General features: G+C 71.8%; 18 protein-coding genes. 12 read left to right on the top strand and 6 right to left on the bottom strand.

Annotated elements, in window-relative coordinates; translation table 11 throughout:
- Nucleotides 1-34 precede the first annotated feature (34 nt).
- On the bottom strand, nucleotides 35-979 hold the full coding sequence (locus ABZ453_RS18705) for an RNA polymerase subunit sigma-70 (RefSeq protein WP_359016108.1): 945 nt from the start codon (nucleotides 977-979) through the stop codon (nucleotides 35-37).
- On the opposite strand from ABZ453_RS18705, the gene ABZ453_RS18700 reads away from it, so the two are divergent.
- Nucleotides 962-2,716, top strand: a complete 1,755-nt coding sequence (locus tag ABZ453_RS18700) for a DUF6350 family protein (protein WP_359016043.1) — start codon at nucleotides 962-964, stop codon at nucleotides 2,714-2,716. The genes ABZ453_RS18705 and ABZ453_RS18700 overlap by 18 nt on opposite strands.
- Nucleotides 2,717-3,093: 377 nt before the next feature.
- On the opposite strand, the gene ABZ453_RS18695 is transcribed toward ABZ453_RS18700, so the two are convergent.
- Nucleotides 3,094-3,867, bottom strand: a complete 774-nt coding sequence (locus ABZ453_RS18695) for a hypothetical protein (protein ID WP_359016042.1) — start codon at nucleotides 3,865-3,867, stop codon at nucleotides 3,094-3,096.
- A 340-nt stretch (nucleotides 3,868-4,207) separates the two neighbouring features.
- On the opposite strand from ABZ453_RS18695, the gene purN reads away from it, so the two are divergent.
- Complete coding sequence (gene purN / locus ABZ453_RS18690) at nucleotides 4,208-4,837, top strand: phosphoribosylglycinamide formyltransferase (RefSeq protein WP_359016041.1); 630 nt, start codon at nucleotides 4,208-4,210, stop codon at nucleotides 4,835-4,837.
- Nucleotides 4,834-6,402, top strand: coding sequence for a bifunctional phosphoribosylaminoimidazolecarboxamide formyltransferase/IMP cyclohydrolase (gene purH / locus ABZ453_RS18685; protein ID WP_359016040.1), 1,569 nt, complete (start codon nucleotides 4,834-4,836; stop codon nucleotides 6,400-6,402). The genes purN and purH overlap by 4 nt, the downstream gene beginning before the upstream one ends.
- A gap of 142 nt (nucleotides 6,403-6,544) precedes the next feature.
- Here purH and ABZ453_RS18680 read toward each other — a convergent pair whose 3' ends face one another.
- Both ABZ453_RS18680 and ABZ453_RS18675 read right to left on the bottom strand, forming a co-directional pair.
- On the bottom strand, nucleotides 6,545-6,754 hold the full coding sequence (locus ABZ453_RS18680) for a DUF397 domain-containing protein (protein WP_359016039.1): 210 nt from the start codon (nucleotides 6,752-6,754) through the stop codon (nucleotides 6,545-6,547).
- A 7-nt stretch (nucleotides 6,755-6,761) separates the two neighbouring features.
- Nucleotides 6,762-7,607 carry a helix-turn-helix transcriptional regulator gene (locus ABZ453_RS18675; RefSeq protein ID WP_359016038.1) on the bottom strand — a complete coding sequence of 282 codons (846 nt, stop codon included), beginning with the start codon at nucleotides 7,605-7,607 and terminating at the stop codon, nucleotides 6,762-6,764.
- A gap of 228 nt (nucleotides 7,608-7,835) precedes the next feature.
- On the opposite strand from ABZ453_RS18675, the gene ABZ453_RS18670 reads away from it, so the two are divergent.
- Nucleotides 7,836-8,267: an ATP-binding protein gene (locus ABZ453_RS18670; protein WP_359016037.1), complete on the top strand. Its 432-nt coding sequence runs from the start codon at nucleotides 7,836-7,838 to the stop codon at nucleotides 8,265-8,267.
- 85 nt (nucleotides 8,268-8,352) lie between these two features.
- Here the strand turns inward: ABZ453_RS18670 and ABZ453_RS18665 are convergent, their stop codons facing one another.
- Complete coding sequence (locus ABZ453_RS18665) at nucleotides 8,353-9,072, bottom strand: RDD family protein (RefSeq protein WP_359016036.1); 720 nt, start codon at nucleotides 9,070-9,072, stop codon at nucleotides 8,353-8,355.
- A gap of 258 nt (nucleotides 9,073-9,330) precedes the next feature.
- Between ABZ453_RS18665 and ABZ453_RS18660 the strand changes: the two genes are divergently transcribed.
- The 6 genes from ABZ453_RS18660 (at nucleotide 9,331) to ABZ453_RS18635 (ending at nucleotide 15,666) form a co-directional block, all read left to right on the top strand.
- Nucleotides 9,331-10,185 (top strand): bifunctional methylenetetrahydrofolate dehydrogenase/methenyltetrahydrofolate cyclohydrolase, encoded by an 855-nt coding sequence (locus ABZ453_RS18660; protein WP_133043176.1) that lies wholly within the window; start codon nucleotides 9,331-9,333, stop codon nucleotides 10,183-10,185.
- Nucleotides 10,186-10,642: 457 nt separating this feature from the next.
- Nucleotides 10,643-11,092: a DUF3017 domain-containing protein gene (locus tag ABZ453_RS18655; RefSeq protein ID WP_133043521.1), complete on the top strand. Its 450-nt coding sequence runs from the start codon at nucleotides 10,643-10,645 to the stop codon at nucleotides 11,090-11,092.
- A gap of 211 nt (nucleotides 11,093-11,303) precedes the next feature.
- Nucleotides 11,304-11,759: a helix-turn-helix transcriptional regulator gene (locus tag ABZ453_RS18650; protein ID WP_359016035.1), complete on the top strand. Its 456-nt coding sequence runs from the start codon at nucleotides 11,304-11,306 to the stop codon at nucleotides 11,757-11,759.
- Between the two features lie 255 nt (nucleotides 11,760-12,014).
- Nucleotides 12,015-13,199: a DUF2690 domain-containing protein gene (locus ABZ453_RS18645; RefSeq protein WP_359016034.1), complete on the top strand. Its 1,185-nt coding sequence runs from the start codon at nucleotides 12,015-12,017 to the stop codon at nucleotides 13,197-13,199.
- Between the two features lie 313 nt (nucleotides 13,200-13,512).
- Complete coding sequence (locus ABZ453_RS18640) at nucleotides 13,513-14,502, top strand: malate dehydrogenase (RefSeq protein WP_359016033.1); 990 nt, start codon at nucleotides 13,513-13,515, stop codon at nucleotides 14,500-14,502.
- 147 nt (nucleotides 14,503-14,649) lie between these two features.
- The gene (locus tag ABZ453_RS18635) at nucleotides 14,650-15,666 is read left to right on the top strand and encodes a hypothetical protein (protein ID WP_359016032.1); all 1,017 of its coding nucleotides are present in this window, start codon (nucleotides 14,650-14,652) and stop codon (nucleotides 15,664-15,666) included.
- A gap of 3 nt (nucleotides 15,667-15,669) precedes the next feature.
- Here ABZ453_RS18635 and ABZ453_RS18630 read toward each other — a convergent pair whose 3' ends face one another.
- Nucleotides 15,670-16,359, bottom strand: coding sequence for a siderophore-interacting protein (locus tag ABZ453_RS18630; protein WP_359016031.1), 690 nt, complete (start codon nucleotides 16,357-16,359; stop codon nucleotides 15,670-15,672).
- A gap of 282 nt (nucleotides 16,360-16,641) precedes the next feature.
- Here ABZ453_RS18630 and ABZ453_RS18625 point away from each other — a divergent pair, with 282 nt between their 5' ends.
- Nucleotides 16,642-18,399: a hypothetical protein gene (locus ABZ453_RS18625; RefSeq protein ID WP_359016030.1), complete on the top strand. Its 1,758-nt coding sequence runs from the start codon at nucleotides 16,642-16,644 to the stop codon at nucleotides 18,397-18,399.
- Nucleotides 18,389-18,757: a hypothetical protein gene (locus ABZ453_RS18620; protein WP_359016029.1), complete on the top strand. Its 369-nt coding sequence runs from the start codon at nucleotides 18,389-18,391 to the stop codon at nucleotides 18,755-18,757. The genes ABZ453_RS18625 and ABZ453_RS18620 overlap by 11 nt, the downstream gene beginning before the upstream one ends.
- The last annotated feature ends 214 nt before the right edge of the window (nucleotides 18,758-18,971 follow it).

Below are 18,971 nucleotides of genomic sequence, written 5' to 3'. Positions count from 1 at the left end.
GGCCTGCCTACCACTGTTTTCCTCCCCGGTCCGCTCACCGGTCCAGCGGTACGAGCCTGTCGCGCCCCGGCACCATCTGCGCCCGCAGCTTCTTGCGCAGGCCGGCCTCCTCCTGCGACAGCGGCCCCTGCGCCACCCGGGGCGGAAGCCCCCGCACCTGTACGCCGGGCGGTACCGGTGGCTCGTAGTGCGTCGGAGCCGTCTGCACGGTGAACGTCGTCGTGCCGATCAGGGCGACCGTGCACGCGATGGCGGCCCGGGTCCACAAGCGCGTCCTGTGCTCGCCTCCGACCCGCACCCGCGTCGGCCTGGCCGCGCGCAGCCGTTCCGTGGAGGCCAGCCTCGCCAGGCGGTGGTGGAGTTCGGTCGGGTCCACGAGGTCCGGGACGTGCGCGGCGACGGCCTCGCGGGCGTGCAGCAGACGGCCCGCGGCCGCCGGTGTGCTGGCCTCCGTCTCCGCCGCCGTCTCCGGGAGACCGAGCCCCACACCGTCGTACAGCACGAGCGTGCGGCGGTACGGCGGCGGGAGATCGAGGAGCGCGGACAGCAGCGCTCGGTCGGGGGCGTCCGCCGGTGGGGGCTCGGGGTGGCGGTAGCGGGGGCGGAAGCGGTGCCAGGGGGAGAGCGCGTAGTCGTACGCCGCCGCGCGCACCCAGCCTCCCGGGTTCCGGTCGCGGGCCACCTCCGGCCAGCGCTGCCAGGCGAGTTGGAAGGCCCGCTCCACCGACTCACGGGCGAGTTCGCGCCGGCCGGTGAGCAGGTAGGTCTGCCGTACGAGGGCCGGGGCGCAGAACGCGTACAGCGCGTCGAAGGCCTGAGCGGGTGTCAGGGGCGCTGCCTGTTCCGGTTCCTGAGGCTGCGTCACTGGGCGCCCCTTCGTACGAAAAAGTACATAAACATATATTGAGCGACACAGCGGAGGTTCGCCTGTTACGACGGGAAAGCGCGTGTCGTTGGGAGCATGACGGTCGTGACCCAGCTGACCGCTCGCCGCATGTCGTTGTCGTCCCTGCTCATCCGTCTGCGCCACCGATCGCCCGGACTGGGCGCCAGCCTTCTGGGTGGCGCGGTCGCCGCCGGGCTGGGGCTCGGGGTGTTCGCGATGCTCATGATCATGCTGTGGATCAGTTCGCCGTACCCCGACAGCGGGCCCGGGGGCGCGCTGCACGTGGCGGCGGCGCTGTGGCTGCTCGCGCACGGCGTGGAACTGGTCCGCACCAACACGCTCTCCGGCGCCCCCGCGCCCGTCGGCGTGACGCCGTTGCTGCTGCTCGCCCTGCCGGTGTGGCTGGTGCACCGCGCGGCCCGGGACGCGGTGGAGGGGGAGCGGACGGAGGGGCCGGTGCCGCTGCTTCCGGGCCGTACGGCGTGGACGGGCGTCGTCCTCGGCTACCTCGGCGTCGCAGCGGCGGCGGCCCTGTACGCATCCGGGGGCGATCTGCGGCCGTCGTGGATGTGGACGGGGATCTGCGTGCCGCTCGTCGTGGCGGGGGCGGCGGAGGTCGGGGTCCGGACCGCCTACGGCCGTCCCCGGGAGCCCGTTGACGGGGTGCTGTTGCTGCTGCCCGCGGGAGTACGTCGGCTGGTGTTCGGGACGCGGGCGCGTGAACGGTGGGGGGTCGCGGCGCGGGCCGCGGCGGCCGGGGTGACGGTCCTCGTCGGGGGCGGGGCGCTGCTGGTGGGCGCCTCGCTGCTGTGGCACGGCGAGGCGACGCGCGCGTCCTTTCTGCACGTCACGGCGGGCTGGTCGGGGCGGTTCGCGGTACTGCTGCTGTGCCTGACCCTGCTGCCCAATGCGGCCGTGTGGGGCGCCTCGTACGCCCTCGGCCCGGGGTTCGTGCTGAGCGTCGGGCATGTGGTGACCCCGCTGTCCTCGGCACGGGCACCGCTGCTCCCGCCGTTCCCGCTGTTGGCCGCCGTGCCGGGGTCGGGGCAGGGGGGATGGGCCGACCGGGCGACGGGGGTGGTGCCGGTGGTGGCCGGGATGGTCGTGGGGTGGTTCGTGGGCGCGGCCGCCGCATCGCGGGGGGCGGCGGGCGGGGGAGACGGCGCCGAGGCCTGGTCGGGCGGCAGGACCGCCGGTACGGCCGTGCTGGCCACGGTGCTCTGTGCGGCGGGCGTCGCCGTGCTCACCGCGCTGGCAGGCGGGCGGCTCGGGGTCGCGGCGCTGGCGCGGTTCGGGCCGGTGTGGTGGGAGACGGGGGGAGCGGTGCTGGCATGGGTCCTGGCGGTGGCCGTACCGGTGGCGCTCGGGGTGCGGGGCTGGCGGCGCAGGGGTGGCGGACGGGAGGAGCGTGGGCGGGAGGTGAGCCGACGGGAGGTCACCAAGCAGAGCAACGCCGACTCGAAGATCACTGAGCCGAGGAACACCGGGCCGAGGATCACCGAGCCGTATCGCGCCGAGACACGGGTCGCCGCGCCGAGGTCGGAGACGGCCGAAGCCGAGGGCCGGCGTGGGGCCTTGGCCGCCTTCGTGGCGTGGCTCGGCTTCCAGAAGACGGCTCCTGGTGCGGTGCCGGAGGGTGGCGGGGCGTACGACGGGGACGAGTTCTACGGCGTCGTACGCGACCAGGCCGACACGGCGTTCGACCTCCTGCCCACCGACCCCCTGCCGGAACCCCCGCTCGCTCCACGGGAGGACGACGCCTCACGGGAGGCACGTTGGACAGCGCTCAAAAAGGCCGGCGACGAGTCGCAGCCACCGGAAACGGAGTGAACCGCCGAGGTGCCGCAGTCGTAGGTCCCAGCGACGACCGACGCGTCGCGGGCCCCGACGCGCGGTGTTGCAGCGAAGTGCCTCAGCCACCGCACACACCCAGCGACCTGTAGCGATGAGCGGACGCGCGCGTACCGCCCACGTGCCGCAGTCGCCGGACGTGCAGTGCCCCGCCGGCATCCTTCAGTCGGCGCACGCGCGCGTACCCCCGACGAGCAGCCGCCGGACGAGCAGCCGCCGGGCGGGCAGGAAGCCACCGCCAAACCACAGGTGCCGGACGCACGGCGGACCGCCGACGTGCCGCAGCCCCCGTCCCACAGTGACCGCCCCGCCCGCCGGGCGGCTCACCAACGCCCTGTTCGACCCCGTCCGCCGCGTCAGCTGTTCGTGCCCAGCAACCCCCGTAGTTCCTTGGGGAGATGGTCCGTGCAGGCCTGCTTCGCCTCGTTCGTGAGGGCGTCGTTCGTGCAGGTGTAGTAGTCGCGGTAGACCAGTTGGGCCGTGAAGGCCGCGGCGACGAGGGTGATGGCCAGGGAGGCGGTGACCAGGCCCGTCACCGCCGCCGTCATCTGGGGGCGGCCCTGCTCGGCGGGGGAGGCGCCGGGGTTCTCGCGGGGCTTGGTGCGCAGCGCGCTGATGCCCCAGTACAGGGCGAGCGCGCCCAGCAGCAGGGCCACGGACGGCCAGCTGAAGAGGGCGAAGAAGAAGGCCCACATGCCGCACAGCAGGGCGTACCGCGCGCGGCGCTGGGCGGGGTCGGTCGGGTCCCAGCGCATGCCCTGGTCGGGGGTGTTGCCGCCGGGACCCTCCGGGCCGGGGGCGCCGGGGCGCTCGCCGAAGCCGCCGGAGGAGCGGCCCGGCTGGCGGTCGCTCCACTGGCTGCCCCACGGGGAGTCGGAGTTGTCGTCGCCCTGGGAGTCGTCGCCGTTCGCCGGCCGGCGCGGCTGCCAGGGGCGGTCGGGGGTGCCCTCCGGCGGCGGGGCGAACGGGTTGTCCTCCTGGTGGTCGCCGTCCTGGTCGCTGCCCTGTCCGCGCTCCGACGGCGCGTCCGGCGGCGAGGACGGCCGCTCCCGCAGCAGCACGGCGTCCCGCTCCCCTCCCTGTGCCGGGAGCGGGGAGAGCGTAAGGAGGCGCAGACTGCGGTCCGACATCAAGAGAGCGTCTTCCCCTTGGTGACTTCGTGAACTGGGCGAACCCAGCGAACTGGGCGATTACGGCTGGTCCTGCAAAGGGCTTCACCCCATGAACGCGCCGCACGGCGATCGCGTTCCCGGGCAGGCTCCTCCCAGACGCTACCTTCCGGCCACGCCCCCGTCCCGTGGGGGCCGCCGCATGTGCCGGTATCGTTGCTGACGGTCGGCCGCTTCGTAGACTTCCCCGTATCCCGGGGCGCGAAGCATTCGTACGAATGTACAAAGCCCGTGCTCGTCCAGCGTGCGAACCGGCCGCGCGAAGAACGCACCCGACGTACCCCCGAGAAAGGGCCCCATCGTGGCCGCCAAGCCCGTGGTCAAGCGCCTCGTCGTGCTGGTCTCCGGATCCGGCACCAATCTGCAGGCGCTCCTGGACGAGATCGCGGCCACCGGCGTCGAGGCCTACGGCGCCGAGATCGTGGCCGTCGGCGCGGACCGCGAGGGCGTCGAGGGGCTCGCGCGGGCCGAGCGCGCCGGACTGCCCACCTTCGTGCGCAAGGTGAAGGACTACGGCACGCGTGAGGAGTGGGACACCGCCCTCGCCGAGACCGTCGCCGCCCATGAACCCGACCTCGTGGTCTCCGCCGGGTTCATGAAGATCGTGGGGAAGGAGTTCCTCGCGCGCTTCGGCGGGCGGTTCGTCAACACCCACCCGGCCCTGCTGCCCAGTTTCCCGGGAGCCCACGGTGTGCGCGACGCGCTCGCGTACGGCGCCAAGGTCACCGGATGCACCGTCCACTTCGTCGACGACGGCGTCGACACCGGACCGATCATCGCTCAGGGCGTGGTGGAGGTCCGGGACGAGGACGACGAGAGCGCTCTGCACGAGCGCATCAAGGAAGTCGAGCGAAGGCTGCTCGTCGATGTCGTGGGGCGGCTCGCCCGCAACGGCTATCGCATTGAGGGACGAAAGGTAGTTATCCAGTGACCGCCAACGCCGAGACCAACAAGCGGCCGATCCGCCGGGCGCTCGTCAGCGTCTACGACAAGACGGGCCTCGAAGACCTCGCGCGCGGCCTGCACGAGGCAGGCGTCGAGCTCGTCTCCACCGGGTCCACCGCAGGCCGTATCGCCGCCGCGGGCGTCCCCGTCACCAAGGTCGAGGAGCTGACCGGCTTCCCCGAGTGCCTCGACGGCCGCGTCAAGACCCTGCACCCCCGGGTGCACGCGGGCATCCTGGCCGACCTGCGGCTGGAGAGCCACCGGGAGCAGCTGGCAGAGCTGGGTGTCGAGCCGTTCGACCTGGTCGTCGTCAACCTCTACCCGTTCCGCGAGACCGTCGCCTCCGGCGCCACCCCGGACGAGTGCGTCGAGCAGATCGACATCGGCGGCCCGTCGATGGTCCGCGCCGCCGCCAAGAACCACCCCTCCGTCGCGGTCGTCACCAGCCCGGCTCGTTACGCCGACGTCCTGGCCGCGGTCCGCGAGGGCGGCTTCGACCTCAACACCCGCAAGCGTCTGGCCGCGGAGGCCTTCCAGCACACGGCCGCGTACGACGTGGCGGTGGCGAGCTGGTTCGCGTCCTCGTACGCCCCCGTCGACGACTCCCCGTTCCCCGACTTCCTCGGCGGCACCTGGGAGCGCGCGCACACCCTGCGCTACGGCGAGAACCCGCACCAGCCGGCCGCGCTCTATGTCTCCGGCACGGGCGGACTCGCGCAGGCCGAGCAGCTGCACGGCAAGGAGATGTCGTACAACAACTACACCGACACGGATGCCGCGCGCCGTGCCGCGTACGACCACGAAGAGCCCTGCGTCGCGATCATCAAGCACGCCAACCCCTGTGGCATCGCGATCGGTTCGGACGTCGCCGAGGCGCACCGCAAGGCGCACGCCTGCGACCCGCTGTCGGCGTTCGGCGGCGTCATCGCCGTCAACCGCCCGGTGTCGAAGGAGATGGCCGAGCAGGTCGCCGAGATCTTCACCGAGGTCATCGTCGCGCCGGACTACGAGGAGGGGGCCCTCGAAGCCCTCGCCAAGAAGAAGAACATCCGGGTCCTGAAGGCCGCGGGCGCGCCCTCGAACCCCGTCGAGCTGAAGCCGGTCGACGGCGGCGCGCTCCTCCAGGTGACGGACCGCCTCCAGGCGGACGGCGACGACCCCGCCAACTGGACGCTGGCCACGGGCGAGGCACTGTCCCCTGCGGAACTCGCCGAACTGGCCTTCGCCTGGAAGGCCTGCCGCGCCGTCAAGTCCAACGCCATCCTGCTCGCCAAGGACGGCGCCTCGGTCGGCGTCGGCATGGGCCAGGTCAACCGCGTCGACTCCGCGAAGCTGGCGGTCGAGCGGGCCGGCGAGGAGCGTGCCCGCGGCTCCTACGCCGCCTCCGACGCGTTCTTCCCCTTCCCCGACGGCCTGGAAATCCTCACCGCGGCCGGCGTCAAGGCCGTGGTCCAGCCCGGCGGTTCGGTCCGCGACGAACTGGTCGTGGAGGCCGCGAAGAAGGCGGGCGTGACGATGTACCTCACGGGGACGCGGCACTTCTTCCACTGACCCCCGCCTGCCGGAACTGACGGCGCCCTCGCACCTGTTGAGCGGTGCGGGGGCGCCGTGTGCGATTGCCGGCTGGGAACCCGCGGGTCACGTGTGCGGCGGCTGCTTCGGCTTACGTGGAGGCGAGGGGGAGAAGGTTGGGTTAGGTTCGGGGCGCTTCATCCTGGGGCTGGGTCTTCAGGGCTTCGATGAAGGTGGTGAAGGCCGTCCAGGGGAAGGTGAGGATGCCGACGGGCGGGGCCTTTGAGTCGCGGATGGCTGTGCGGGTGGGGGAGGTGGATATCTCCACGCAGGCGTCGCCGTCGCCGGGACCGGAGTAGGACGACTTGCGCCAGTCGCCGGGGGTGTCCATGGGTGCCTCACAACTCTTTCGCCAGCCGGTGGATGAAGTCGCGCGACCGGACAGCGGCGAGCGACACGGCTTCCACTCTATGAAAGAGCGTTCGAAAAGCGCTGAGCTGGGCCTCGGAGTCGATGAAGGCGGCGCCGTGCGGGCCGTCGCGTACGACGGTGTCGAGTTTGGGCAGGGCGCTTTCCGCGTACGTCATCGCACTCGTGGCGCCGGCGAAGCCCTCCAGGTCGAACGGGATGACGCGGACGGTGATGTGATCCGCTTCGGAGAGTTCGGCCAGGCGGACGAGCTGGGCGCGGGAGGCGGCTCGGTCGCTCACCATGATGCGGAGTGCCGCCTCGTGGATGACGGCCTCGTAGGGCGTGGGGGCTGGGCCGTCGAGGATCACCTTGCGCCGCATTCTGTGGCGTACGCGCAGCTCAAGGTCCTCGCTCGGGAGTTCGGGGACCCGGTAGCCGTAGACCGCGCGGGCGTACTCCTCCGTCTGGAGCAAGCCGGGGATGTACAGGAACTGCACCTCCCGGAGTGACGTGGCGTGGTGCTCCAGCTCCGCGAGGTCGAGGAACGGTGTGGGAAGCAGCTCTCGGTACTCCTCCCACCAGCCGCGCGTGCGGTCGGTCGCCATCACCGACAGCGCTTCGATCAACTCATCGTCGGCGCATGAGTAGTTGGCGGCCAGCAGACGCAGTCTCTTCTCGCTCACGCCCGCGAGTCCGGATTCGATGTGCGTGATCTGGGCGGGGCTCACGCCGAGCAGTGCCGCTGCTTCGCGGGCGCTGAGATCTGCCGCTTCGCGGAGTCTGCGCAGCTCGGTCGCGAGCCGAGCCTGGCGTGCCGTCGGTTCGCGCCTCAAGTCTCGACCGCTCCTACGTCCAACGCGCCTGTCGGCGCTACTCGTTCGGCGTCAGGTTACGCGATCGGCTTGCTTCGTCTATAGATTTAGATTTACCGTCGGTGACGTGACGCACACGCTGCGGCACCACAGGACCTCGGAAGCGCACCGCCCCGTCATGCCATGACGGCCGCGGCACTGCCACCGCCCGACTGCCGTAACCCCCCACCTCCTGAACGGAGTTGACGTATGTCTGAGGATGAATCCGAAGCCTGGGAGTACTGCCTCCATATTCCGAACGACCTTCGTGCGGTCACCGTCAGTCGCCGTACCCTGCGGCTGATCCTCACCCTGCACGGGCTCATCGGCCTCGTCGACGTCGCCGAACTGCTCGCTGCGGAGCTGGTCTCCAACGCCGTACGGCATACGAAGGGGCCGGCCGCTCTGCGGGTTTCCTGGGCGGCGGGGGTGTTGTGGATCGGGGCGTGGGACGCGGATCCCGAACCGCCTGAGCTGCCAGGGGAGTTGGAGAGGCTTGAGGAGGCGGAGGAGGGGCGGGGGCTGGGGTTGGTGCGGGCGTGTTCCAGCGTGTGGGGGTGGCGGCCTTCGGGTAGGGGCGGCCTTCGGGGCAAGGTCGTGTGGTGTGAGGTGACCGCGACGATGGGTGCGGTGGCTTCCTGATGGCAACCTTCAGGTGACGCACCAGGGCCGTGCCCCCCTCTGGTGGGTGGGCACGGCCCTCGGTGTTCGGTGGGGTGGGGCGGGGTCAGTTCTGGATGACCATCGTGCTCGCGGCCTTGTCGTGCCAGCCTTGCTGGCGGCCGGACTTGTCCCAGAACGGGGACAGGTAGACCAGGAGCGAGCCGATGCCGCACAGGAGGCTGCCGACCTGGGGGATGACCCAGCGGATGAACGACGAGCCGACGCCGGGCTTCTCGCCGGTCTCGACCTTCACCACGCGCAGGCCGACGGCCATCTTGCCGAGCGTCGCGCCGAGGAGGCCGATCATCAGCACCTCGTAGAGGAGGCTGGCGACGATGATGATGCCGAAGACCGCGCCGAACTTGGCCAGGAAGTCCGAGCCGGCGTTGTTGATGCAGGTGTTGTAGTCGGCGGCGTTGGGGTCGCAGTCCTTGACCGAGTTCGCCGCGCCCGCGATGCCGGCGAAGGTGAGGACGATGTAGACCACGCCGATGATCAGTCCGTCGATGAGGCGGGCGCCGAAGCGGCGGCCCATCGAGGCGACGTTGGGGACGGGGCCGCCGGGGTAGCCGCCGCCCTGGGGGTAGCCCGGCTGCTGGGGGTAGCCGTACCCCGGCTGGCCTGGCTGCTGAGGGTAGCCGTAACCGGGCTGACCCGGCTGCTGGGGATAGCCGTAACCCTGCTGCGGCGGGACTCCCTGCGGGGACTGCTGCGGGTAGCCGTAACCGGGCTGCTGCGGGTTCTGCGGCTGACCGTAGGGATTGTTGGGCGAGCCGAAACTCATGGCCGGTCTTCCTCCGTTGCGCTCTGCGGGGACGATGCGGATTGCGCGGAGGAATCACACGATGTGAGCGGTTTGCCCCCCGAACATGAACCGCGATACTGCGCCGTTCATGGTTCTTCACCCCTGTGTGGCTTGTCCAGCCGGAAATCAGATGTGTTGTGCAAGTGCAATAGGGCTGATCATGGGCGTGAGGGCGGGCGTGGGCGCTGGTGGGACCCGGATTGGAACCGGGGGGCGGTCATCCGCGAGGATGGGGTCATGACCGCCCAGATTCTCGATGGCAAGGCCACCGCAGCCGCGATCAAGTCCGATCTGACCGCCCGCGTGGCGGCGCTGAAGGAGAAGGGCGTCACGCCCGGCCTCGGCACGATCCTCGTCGGCGACGATCCCGGCAGTCAGAAGTACGTCGCGGGCAAGCACCGCGACTGCGCCCAGGTCGGCATCGCCTCCATCCAGCGCGAACTGCCGGACACCGCCACGCAGGAGGAGATCGAGGCGGTCGTACGGGAACTCAACGAGGACCCGGCGTGCACCGGTTACATCGTCCAGCTGCCGCTGCCGAAGGGCATCGACGAGAACCGGATCCTGGAGCTCATGGACCCGGACAAGGACGCGGACGGGCTGCACCCGATGAACCTCGGGCGGCTGGTGCTCAATGAGCCGGCGCCGCTGCCCTGCACCCCGAACGGTGTCCTCACCCTCCTTCGTCAGTACGGCGTCGAGATCAAGGGCGCCGAGGTCGTGGTCGTCGGCCGCGGTGTCACCATCGGCCGGCCGATGCCGCTGCTGCTCACCCGGCGCAGCGAGAACGCGACCGTCACCCAGTGCCACACGGGCACCCGGGACCTCTCGGCCCACCTCAAGCGCGCGGACATCATCGTCGCGGCCGCCGGTTCCGCCCATCTGATCCGGCCCGAGGACGTCAAGCCGGGCGCCGCCGTCCTCGACGTCGGTGTCTCGCGCAGCGCCGAGGGCAAGATCGTGGGCGATGTCCACCCCGGCGTCGCCGAGGTGGCCGGCTGGATCTCCCCGAACCCGGGCGGCGTCGGCCCGATGACCCGCGCCCAGCTGCTCGTCAACGTGGTCGAGGCGGCGGAGCGCAGTGTCGGCTGACGCCCGGGACGCCCGGCGCGGGAGCGTGCCGCAGGACCCGGAGAAGCAGGCGGAGGCGGCGGTCCGCGAGGCGATCAACGCGGCGACCGACACCAAGGGCACGGCGGGCGGTGAGGCGGGCGGGCCGGCCGGGGACGCCCGTGACACCGAGGGCACGGCGCGCCGGAGGTCAGGGAAGCCGGGCCGGAACGCACGCGGCACCGAGGGGACGGACGGCCGGGAGGCGGCGGGGACCGGACGCGCCGCGGGCAACACGGAGGGCACGTCCCGGCGCGCGGGCGCGAAGGCCGGCCGGGACTCGTCGGACGCCGACAGTACGTCGCATGGCGTCGCGAAGGCCGGTCGGGACGCGCCAGGCGCCCGGGGCGCCTCGCAGCGTGCCCCCGGGGCCGGCCGGGACACGTCCGGCGTCGGCGGCACCGCGCAGCGCGCGGGCGGAAGCGGTGGGGAGGATGCCGTGGAGGAGACCGTGCGGGATGCCATCAGTGCTCCCGATGCCGAAGGTGTGCCGCGTCGTACCACCCGGCGCTTTCCGCTGTTCACGCGGGACACCGCGCGTCCCGAGGGCGGTGGCCGGGCCGCGCCCGGTGACGCTCCCGCGCCCGCGCGGCAGTGGCCGATCCTCGCCGTGCTCGGCGTCGTCGGGCTGGGGCTGCTGCTGACCGCGTTCGACGCCTTCCGCTACGGCACCCTGCTGATCGGCTGCGCCCTGGTGGCCGGTGCCGTGCTGCGCTGGGTCCTGCCCGACGTCGGCATGCTCGCCGTCCGCTCCCGCTTCACCGACATCGTCACCTACGGCGGCCTCGGCCTGGCGATCGTGCTGCTGGCGCTGATGGTGCAGCCCAACCCCTGGCTGCAGATCCCGTTCCTCAAGGACACGCTGCACTTCACGGTGAGCAGCAGTTAGTCGTAGGGAACCCGGCACGGCGACGGCCCGTCCTCTCCCCCGAGCAAGGACGGGCCGTCGTGGGAACCACCCTCCTGTACGGCGAAGGGCCTGTTCAACGGCTGTCAGCGCGCTGTGGCACGGAAGTGACCGTTCCGGTACGCGCACGGCACGCGGGAACCATCGGTGAACCGGCGTCGTCACCTGCTCAGAACGATGCGGGAGGTGTGCGATGGGCGGCTGGCAGCCGCTGGCGGGGGACATGCCGCCGGAGGTGCGGCACTTCGTGGAGCAGTTGCGGCTCCTCAAGGACCGGACGGGGCTCAGTCTCGTCGCGCTCGGCTCCAAAACCGCGTACAGCAAGTCCTCCTGGCACCGCTATCTCAACGGGACCCAGCCCCCGCCCCGCCAGGCCGTGGCCGCGCTGTGCCGGATCGCGGGCCTGCCCGAGACGGACGCCGAGCGCTTCGTCGTCCGCTGGGAACTGGCGGTCCAGGCCTGGCCCCGGCCGGCGCGACCCGCGGAGGAACAGGGGACGGGCGAGTACGAGGACGACCCCACGCTGCCCTGGTGGGACACCCCGGAACCGTCACCGTCCGAGGACGGGGGGAGACTGCTTCGCTACGCGGTGCTGCTGCTCGTCCTCACCGCGCTGATCGCGGTCGTGGGCGTGGTCGCCCTGGGGTGAGGTGCCGCTGAGCGAGGTGAAAAGTCCGGGACGAGTGGGGTTGTCCATGTGTGGCTGCTGTGTCGATGTATTAACAAGTTTGCCTCTCTGACACGGGATTGTTCGAGGAGAGGGCTAGCGTGGGCGAGTCCGACCGCGGATGCACCCGTGCGCCCCCACTCCGGGAACTGAGACCCTGGACGGGCGGGGAAGACGCGAGGAGAGCAGCACCAAGCAGGGGGGAAGAGGGGGGAAGCAATGCCTCGTTGGAGGGCCTTGCCGGATGAACTCGATCCGCAGGTCAGGGAGTTCGCGAGCCAGTTGCGTCGGCTCGTGGACCGCGGCGGCCTGAGCATCGCGTCGGTGGCCGACCGTACGGGCTACAGCAAGACGTCCTGGGAGCGGTATCTGAACGGCCGGCTGCTCGCACCCAAGGGCGCGATCGTGGCGCTGGCCGAGGTCACGGGGACCAACCCGGTCCATCTGACGACCATGTGGGAGCTCGCCGAGCGTGCCTGGAGCAAGTCGGAGATGCGCCACGACATGACCATGGAGGCCATCCGCATCTCCCAGGCGCGTGCCGCGCTCGGGGAGTTCGGGGCGCCCCCCGCGACGGTCGCCAAGGGCGGCAAGGCGGCCGTCAGGAGCGGCAGCGCGACGGTGACACCGGGGATCGCGGGACCTGCGGGAGTGGCGCCGACGGTGTCGCCGCAGCCGGTCGTCTCCGAGGCACCGGACGGCGGCGGCGCGGGGTCGTCCGAGGTCGAATCCTCGGAGGGCTCCTCCGGTGTCAACTCCTGGCGGCTGGCGGGCTACCAGGGCCCCTCGCCGGCCGGCGGACGCTCGCCGGTGCTCGGCGCACCCGCGCGGGGATCCGCGTCCGACGGTCCCGTCCGGACGCCGGAGACACCAAGTGGATTCGGCGAGGCTCCCCCGCCAGGCGGAGGTCCCTCCTCCGGTGCCGGCCGCCGGCGGCTGACGATGTTCCTCGCGGGGCTGGTCGGCGTCCTGGTGGTGATGGCGGCGGTGTTCTTCCTGACCGACCGGGGCGGCGGCAAGCACGGGAGCGCGAAGGCCTCGTCCTCGCCCTCGCCCTCGGTCAGCTCCGTCGACCTCCCGGCCGGCGTGAAGTGCGCCGGCGCCTCCTGCACCGGCAAGGACGCCGAGGCCATGGGGTGCACCAAGGACACCGCCGCCGTGACGACCGCCAAGACCGCCACCGTCGGCACGGTCACCCTGGAGGTGCGCTACAGCAAGACCTGCGGCGCCGCGTGGGGCCGTATCACCGCCGCCGCGCCGGGCGACTCGGTGCAGGTCACCGCGGGCACCGCCAAGGAGAACGACAGCATCACCCAGGCCGGCGACACGATCGCGTACACGCCGATGGTCGCCGTGAAGGACGCGGGCGATGCGAAGGCCTGCGCGACGCTGGCGTCCGGGCAGAAGGGGTGCACCCCCTAGCGGCCCTGCGGCACACACAAGGGGCGGCCGCCCGTCCGGGAGAGGGGGGACTGGGCGGCCGCCTGGTGGGGGGTACCGACTGTGCCGGACTCCCGTGGGGGTACGGTTCGCGTGCCCGGGATGGGCAGGCCCATGCGTGCCGCAACGAATTTTTCGGCACGGCTTTACTCTATGGGGTGGGCCACAGGGGCCCGGCGGTGCGGGATCCCGGATGCGCGATAGCCTGACCGGTGGATCTCTCTTGATACCAAGAGATCGATCATTTGTACGTCCCACCCGGACGACCACCGCCAGCTGTCCTACGGAGAACGCCATGACCCGCACTCCCGTGAACGTCACCGTCACCGGCGCGGCCGGCCAGATCGGTTACGCCCTCCTCTTCCGCATCGCCTCCGGCCAGCTGCTCGGCGCGGACGTGCCGGTCAAGCTGCGCCTCCTGGAGATCACGCCCGCGCTGAAGGCCGCCGAGGGTACGGCCATGGAGCTGGACGACTGCGCGTTCCCGCTGCTCCAGGGCATCGACATCAGCGACGACCCGAACGTCGCCTTCGACGGCGCCAACGTCGCCCTTCTCGTCGGCGCCCGCCCGCGCACCAAGGGCATGGAGCGCGGTGACCTCCTCGAGGCCAACGGCGGCATCTTCAAGCCGCAGGGCAAGGCCATCAACGACCACGCGGCGGACGACATCAAGGTCCTCGTCGTCGGCAACCCGGCCAACACCAACGCGCTCATCGCGCAGGCCGCCGCGCCGGACGTACCGGCCGACCGCTTCACCGCGATGACCCGCCTCGACCACAACCGCGCGCTGACCCAGCTCGCGAAGAAGACGGGCTCGACGGTCGCCGACATCAAGCGCCTGACGATCTGGGGCAACCACTCCGCCACCCAGTACCCGGACATCTTCCACGCCACCATCGCCGGCAAGAACGCCGCCGAGGTCGTCAACGACGAGAAGTGGCTGGCCGAGGACTTCATCCCGACCGTCGCCAAGCGCGGCGCCGCGATCATCGAGGCGCGTGGCGCCTCCTCCGCCGCGTCCGCAGCCAACGCCGCCATCGACCACGTGCACACCTGGGTCAACGGCACCGCCGACGGCGACTGGGTCTCCATGGGCATCCCGTCGGACGGCTCCTACGGCGTCCCGGAGGGCCTGATCTCCTCCTTCCCGGTCACCACCAAGGACGGCCAGTACGAGATCGTCCAGGGCCTGGACATCAACGAGTTCTCCCGCGCCCGCATCGACGCCTCCGTCAAGGAGCTCGAGGAGGAGCGCGAGGCGGTCCGCGGTCTCGGCCTCATCTGACGATCGCCATCTGACGGTCGCCGTTTCCTCGGTTTCGTCACGAGCCCGCACGGGCCCTGTTCCGGTTTCGGCCGGAACGGGGCCCGCGCCCGTTTTCGCCGCTACCGTCTAAGGCGGTACCACCAGGGGTGATTCGGGGGGTTCGCGATGAGCGGATGGGACGAGTACGACGCCGGCTCGGGCTCCGGGCCGGAGCGGGAACCGAGCGAGGAGAGAGGCCGGGCCGCCTGGTCCGACGGGCAGACGGGGGCCACCCCGCCGTGGGCGTCCGCCGAGACGCAGACCGGCGGCGCCTTCCCGCCGCCCTGGACGACACCGCCGCCGGGCCCCGTGACGCCGCCGCCGGGACCCGCCATACCGCCGGGCCCCGCGTACATGGCGTCCCCCCTGCCGCCCGGCCCGGCCTACACCGGGGTTCCCACACCGCCGTACACCCTGCCGCCCGTCCCGCCGCCGGCGCCCCGGCGTCGTGTCGGACGGGTGCTCGCCGTCATCGCCCTGGTGGTCGCGGTCGGCGCGGGGACCGGTGCCGGGACCTGGTATCTGATCCGGGATCACCGCTCCGGCACCGGGGCCGGGCCCGTCACCGGGAGCTCCGTCAGCGCCGCGGCCTCGACCAGCTCGACCCCGGGCCGGAGTTCCGAGCCGCCGAGCAGCCCGTCGGACACGCCCACCACGACCCCGTCGGCCTCGGTGCTGAACTCGCCCTCCGCCGGCTACCGCCGCGCCGAGGACCCGGTCGGCTACGCGGTCGACGTCCCGCAGGGCTGGACCCGCCGTGAGAAGCAGGGCAAGCTCGCGCCGATCGTCTACTACGACTCCCCGGCCGACGGCCGCCAGCTGCAGATCTTCCGGGTCACGGAGTCCACGCCCTACGAGTCGCTGACCCTGGCCGAGACCGATCCCGGCTTCGGCTTCGCCAAGCAGCCCGGTTACCAGGTGGTCCAGCGGGACCACGGCGACACCTGGGCGGAGCTGACGTACCGCTACACGGACCAGGACAAGGGCGACCGCCAGGTCATCGACCACCGCTTCGAGGCCGCCGACGGCACCCTGTACGCGATCCGCGCCAGCGGCCCCGCGAGCCTGGCGCCCGAGCAGGTACGGGAGCCGCTGAGGGCGGCGGTGCGGTACTTCTGCCCGACCGGCGCCCAGTGCACCTAGGTCCTACTCCAGCCCCTTCTTGCCCGGCGCCCAGAACGGCTTGGTGAGGACCGCCCGCCGGTCCCAGCCCGCCTCCCGCACGAGCACCTGCCGCACCCGCTGCACGGCCCGCGCCTCCCCGGCGACATACGCGACCCCACCGGGCGCGGGCGCCAGCTCCCGTACGGCGTCGACGAGCGAACCGTCATGCCGCAGAACCCAGTTGAGCCGGTCACCGTGAGGAAGGGGGAGCCGGTCGCCCTCGCTCTCGGTCTCCACGCAGCCGGAGATCCGCGCCCCCTCCGGCAGCGCGTCCAGCATCGCGGCGAAGGCCACGGACGCCGTCTCGTCACCGACGAACACATGGTGCGGGGCGTCCGGCCGCAGCACGAACGTCCCCTCCGGCCTGCGCAGCCGGACCCGCTCGCCCACCTCGACGCCGCGTCCCCACCGCGCCCCGGGCCCGGCCCCGGGATGGTCCAGCACGCACAACTCGACGGCGCCGGTGGGGTCGTAGCTCCGGATCGAGTACGTGCGCAGGGTCAGCCCGCCGCCGACCAGCACGCGCACCTGCTGCCCCGGCCGGACGGCGAGTCCGGTGAGCGCCTCGCCCTCGATGCGCAGTCGGCGCATCCGGTCGGCGACGGGTTCGGCCTCGGTGATGGTGCCCTGGAGCGTCAGCAGGTCCAGGACCGGGGAGAGCAGAGCGGGCATGGGGCGGCTCCTGGGAACTCGCGTGCGGAGGGAGGGAGTTGGAGGTCAGGGTCGAGCTGAACGCGATAGTACGCGTCTATCGCTCGACGCGATAGTGCGCGTTGCGGTGTGCCTGCCGTACCCGCCCACGACCGCCGCCGTCGCCGCCGGGACCAGCAGGCCAGTACATCGCCTGCGCCTGTCCCTCGGCATTCCGCTTTCCCCATCCCACCTGCACCTCTATGCTGATGGTTTGTCAACTGAATGTCTGACAACGGTCTTTCCACGCATCGGGGGAGTAGCGTGAGTACCGCTTACGTGCCTCAGCAACCGCAGCCCGTGGTCTCCACGGGGGCGCCGCCGACACCGCCCGTCCCACCGCACGCCAGCGAGGCGACCCGGCTGCTGTGCGCCGGCACCTATCTGGATTCCGGTTACCGCGACCGGGTCATCGAGGAACTCCAGCTCAACGAACAGCGGATCGTCGCGCCCTCGCTCGGCTTCGACGCCGCCCGCGTCCTCGCCCACGCCCTGCGCGCCCGCCGCTTCGAGCTGCTCTGGGCCGGGGCGATCCTCGGCCTGTGGGTGGTAGGAGGAGTGCTCAGCGGCGGTCTGCTGGCCTTCTTCATCTGGCCCAGCGTGGCCCTCGCCCTCGCGCCCTGGATCAGGGGGCGGGCCGAGCAGCCGCCGCTGTGGCGGCTGGTCCCCGCGTTCCTGGCCCGCTGGTGGGGTCGGCTGTTCTTCGCGCTGATGCTGGTGTTCACCCTGATCGCGGCGTTCGGCAGCGGCTCGGACAGCGGTTCCTCCTCCCCCCGGTACGACCCCTACACCGGCTCCTACTCCGACTCGTCGAGCTTCACGGACGTGTTCTCGCCGAGTTCCATCACCGACCTGATCGAGCCCTGGCGGGCCTGGCTGGGGCTGGGCGTGCTCGCGCTCATCGCCTGGTGCGGATACGCCCAGCGCAACCAGGTCAGCCGCGCGCTGGCCGCCGAGCTCTCCCCGCAGCGCTTCGGTGACGCGGCGAACGACCCCGCCGAGCAGGCCGACAACCCGCGCTTCCAGCGGCTGAAGCAGCGCATCCGGCTCGAGCAGCACGCGCCGCTGATCATGTACCACGAGGCGCGGCCGTTCTGCGGGGCGGGCGCGGCGTACGACACCTGGGTGCTGGCCGTCGAACTCCGCCCGGACGAGGAGCGCAAGCAGCAGCCGCTGAGCAACCGCACGGTCCTGGAGCGGATCCGTCCGCTGCTCGAACAGCTGCGCGTCCCGGCGGAGTTCGCGGGGCCCGGGGTCCGTGACCGGCTGCGCTGGCTGGAGATCGACGAGTGCGTGTTCCTGCCGGCCGAGGGGCTGCTCACCCGCGACCAGGCGCCGTACACCCCGCAGGCCTTCGAGGAGCACCGGGCCCGGGCGGTCGAGGAGGGCGCCGAGAAGCGGCGGCACTTCCTGCGCATCCGGGTCGGCGGCTGGGAGGAGGAACTGGTCGTCACGGTCTTCGTGCGCATCCACACGCAGGGACGGATGCTGATGCTGGAGATCGCGCCGCACGTGCTGACGCCGGTACGCGCCGACTTCAAGGACGCCGACCGTGTGGCGCACCGGTTCCGGCACAACAACCTGGCCGGGAAGGCGGCGGGCGCGCTCGTCCTGGTGCCGTCGTCCGTCGGCCGCTCGCTGGGGCAGTTGGGCCGGGGGCTGGTGTACGTGTGGCGGCTGCTCACGGGCGGCTACGCGGGGGCACTGCCCGACGGGCCGGGGGCGTCGGTACGGGAGTTGGGGGCGGCGCCGGCCGGTTCCACCTTCCAGGAGATGGACGTGGTGCGCTACCTGAAGAGCGTGCAGGACAGGGTGGCGAACGGGGTGCGGGCCGCGCTCGCCGAATCCGGTTACGAGACCGGGGAGTTCGTCCAGAAGGTCGTCAACATCAGCAACGGGGACGTGAACATCGGCCGGATCGAGGGGTCCACCTTCGCGGTCGGCAGTGGTTCGTCCGCCGCCTCCTCCAGTGTCTCGGGCGGTGCGGTGCCGCCGAAGGGAGCCGACACCAGTGGCAAGTAACGAGCCGAGCGTCAACATCGGCGACATCTCGGGCAACAACACCTTCGCCATCGGCAGCCAGTCGCACGCCGAGAGCCACCACGTGCACCACGGCACGGGCCCGCAGCGCGACGAGGCGACCGAACAACTGCTCGCCGCTGTACGGGAGTTGCGAGCCGACCTGGCCCAACGGGTGCGCGGCACCGAGCAGACGGCCGCGTTGGACGAAGCCCTGGCGGAGACGGAGACGGAGATCGCGACCACGGGCCAGGCGGGCCCCACCCGCCGCGAACGCCTGAGGGAACTGCTGACCGACTCCCAGGCCCTGGTCACCTTCCTGGCCTCCGCCGGCTCCCTGGCCGGCCTCCTGGGGATGTGAGAGTCAGCCGATGAGCGGGGGCGGACAGTACTGGAACGAGGACACCCAGCGCTGGGAGGACAGCACGGGGAGTCATCCGACGGCCGAGCCGCCGTCCGCGCCGCCGGGCTGGCCGGGGGCGGGGGGATCGGGGGCCGAGGTCGGTGGCTCGGGAGTGGGGAGCACGGCTGACGGTCTCGGCGTGGAGAACGCCGGTGGTGAGGCGGAAGATCCG

It is taken from the genome of Streptomyces sp. NPDC005799, assembly GCF_040630525.1.
GTDB classification, from domain to species: Bacteria; Actinomycetota; Actinomycetes; order Streptomycetales; family Streptomycetaceae; genus Streptomyces; species Streptomyces griseorubiginosus_B.
This window is presented reverse-complemented; position numbering and strand designations above follow the sequence as displayed.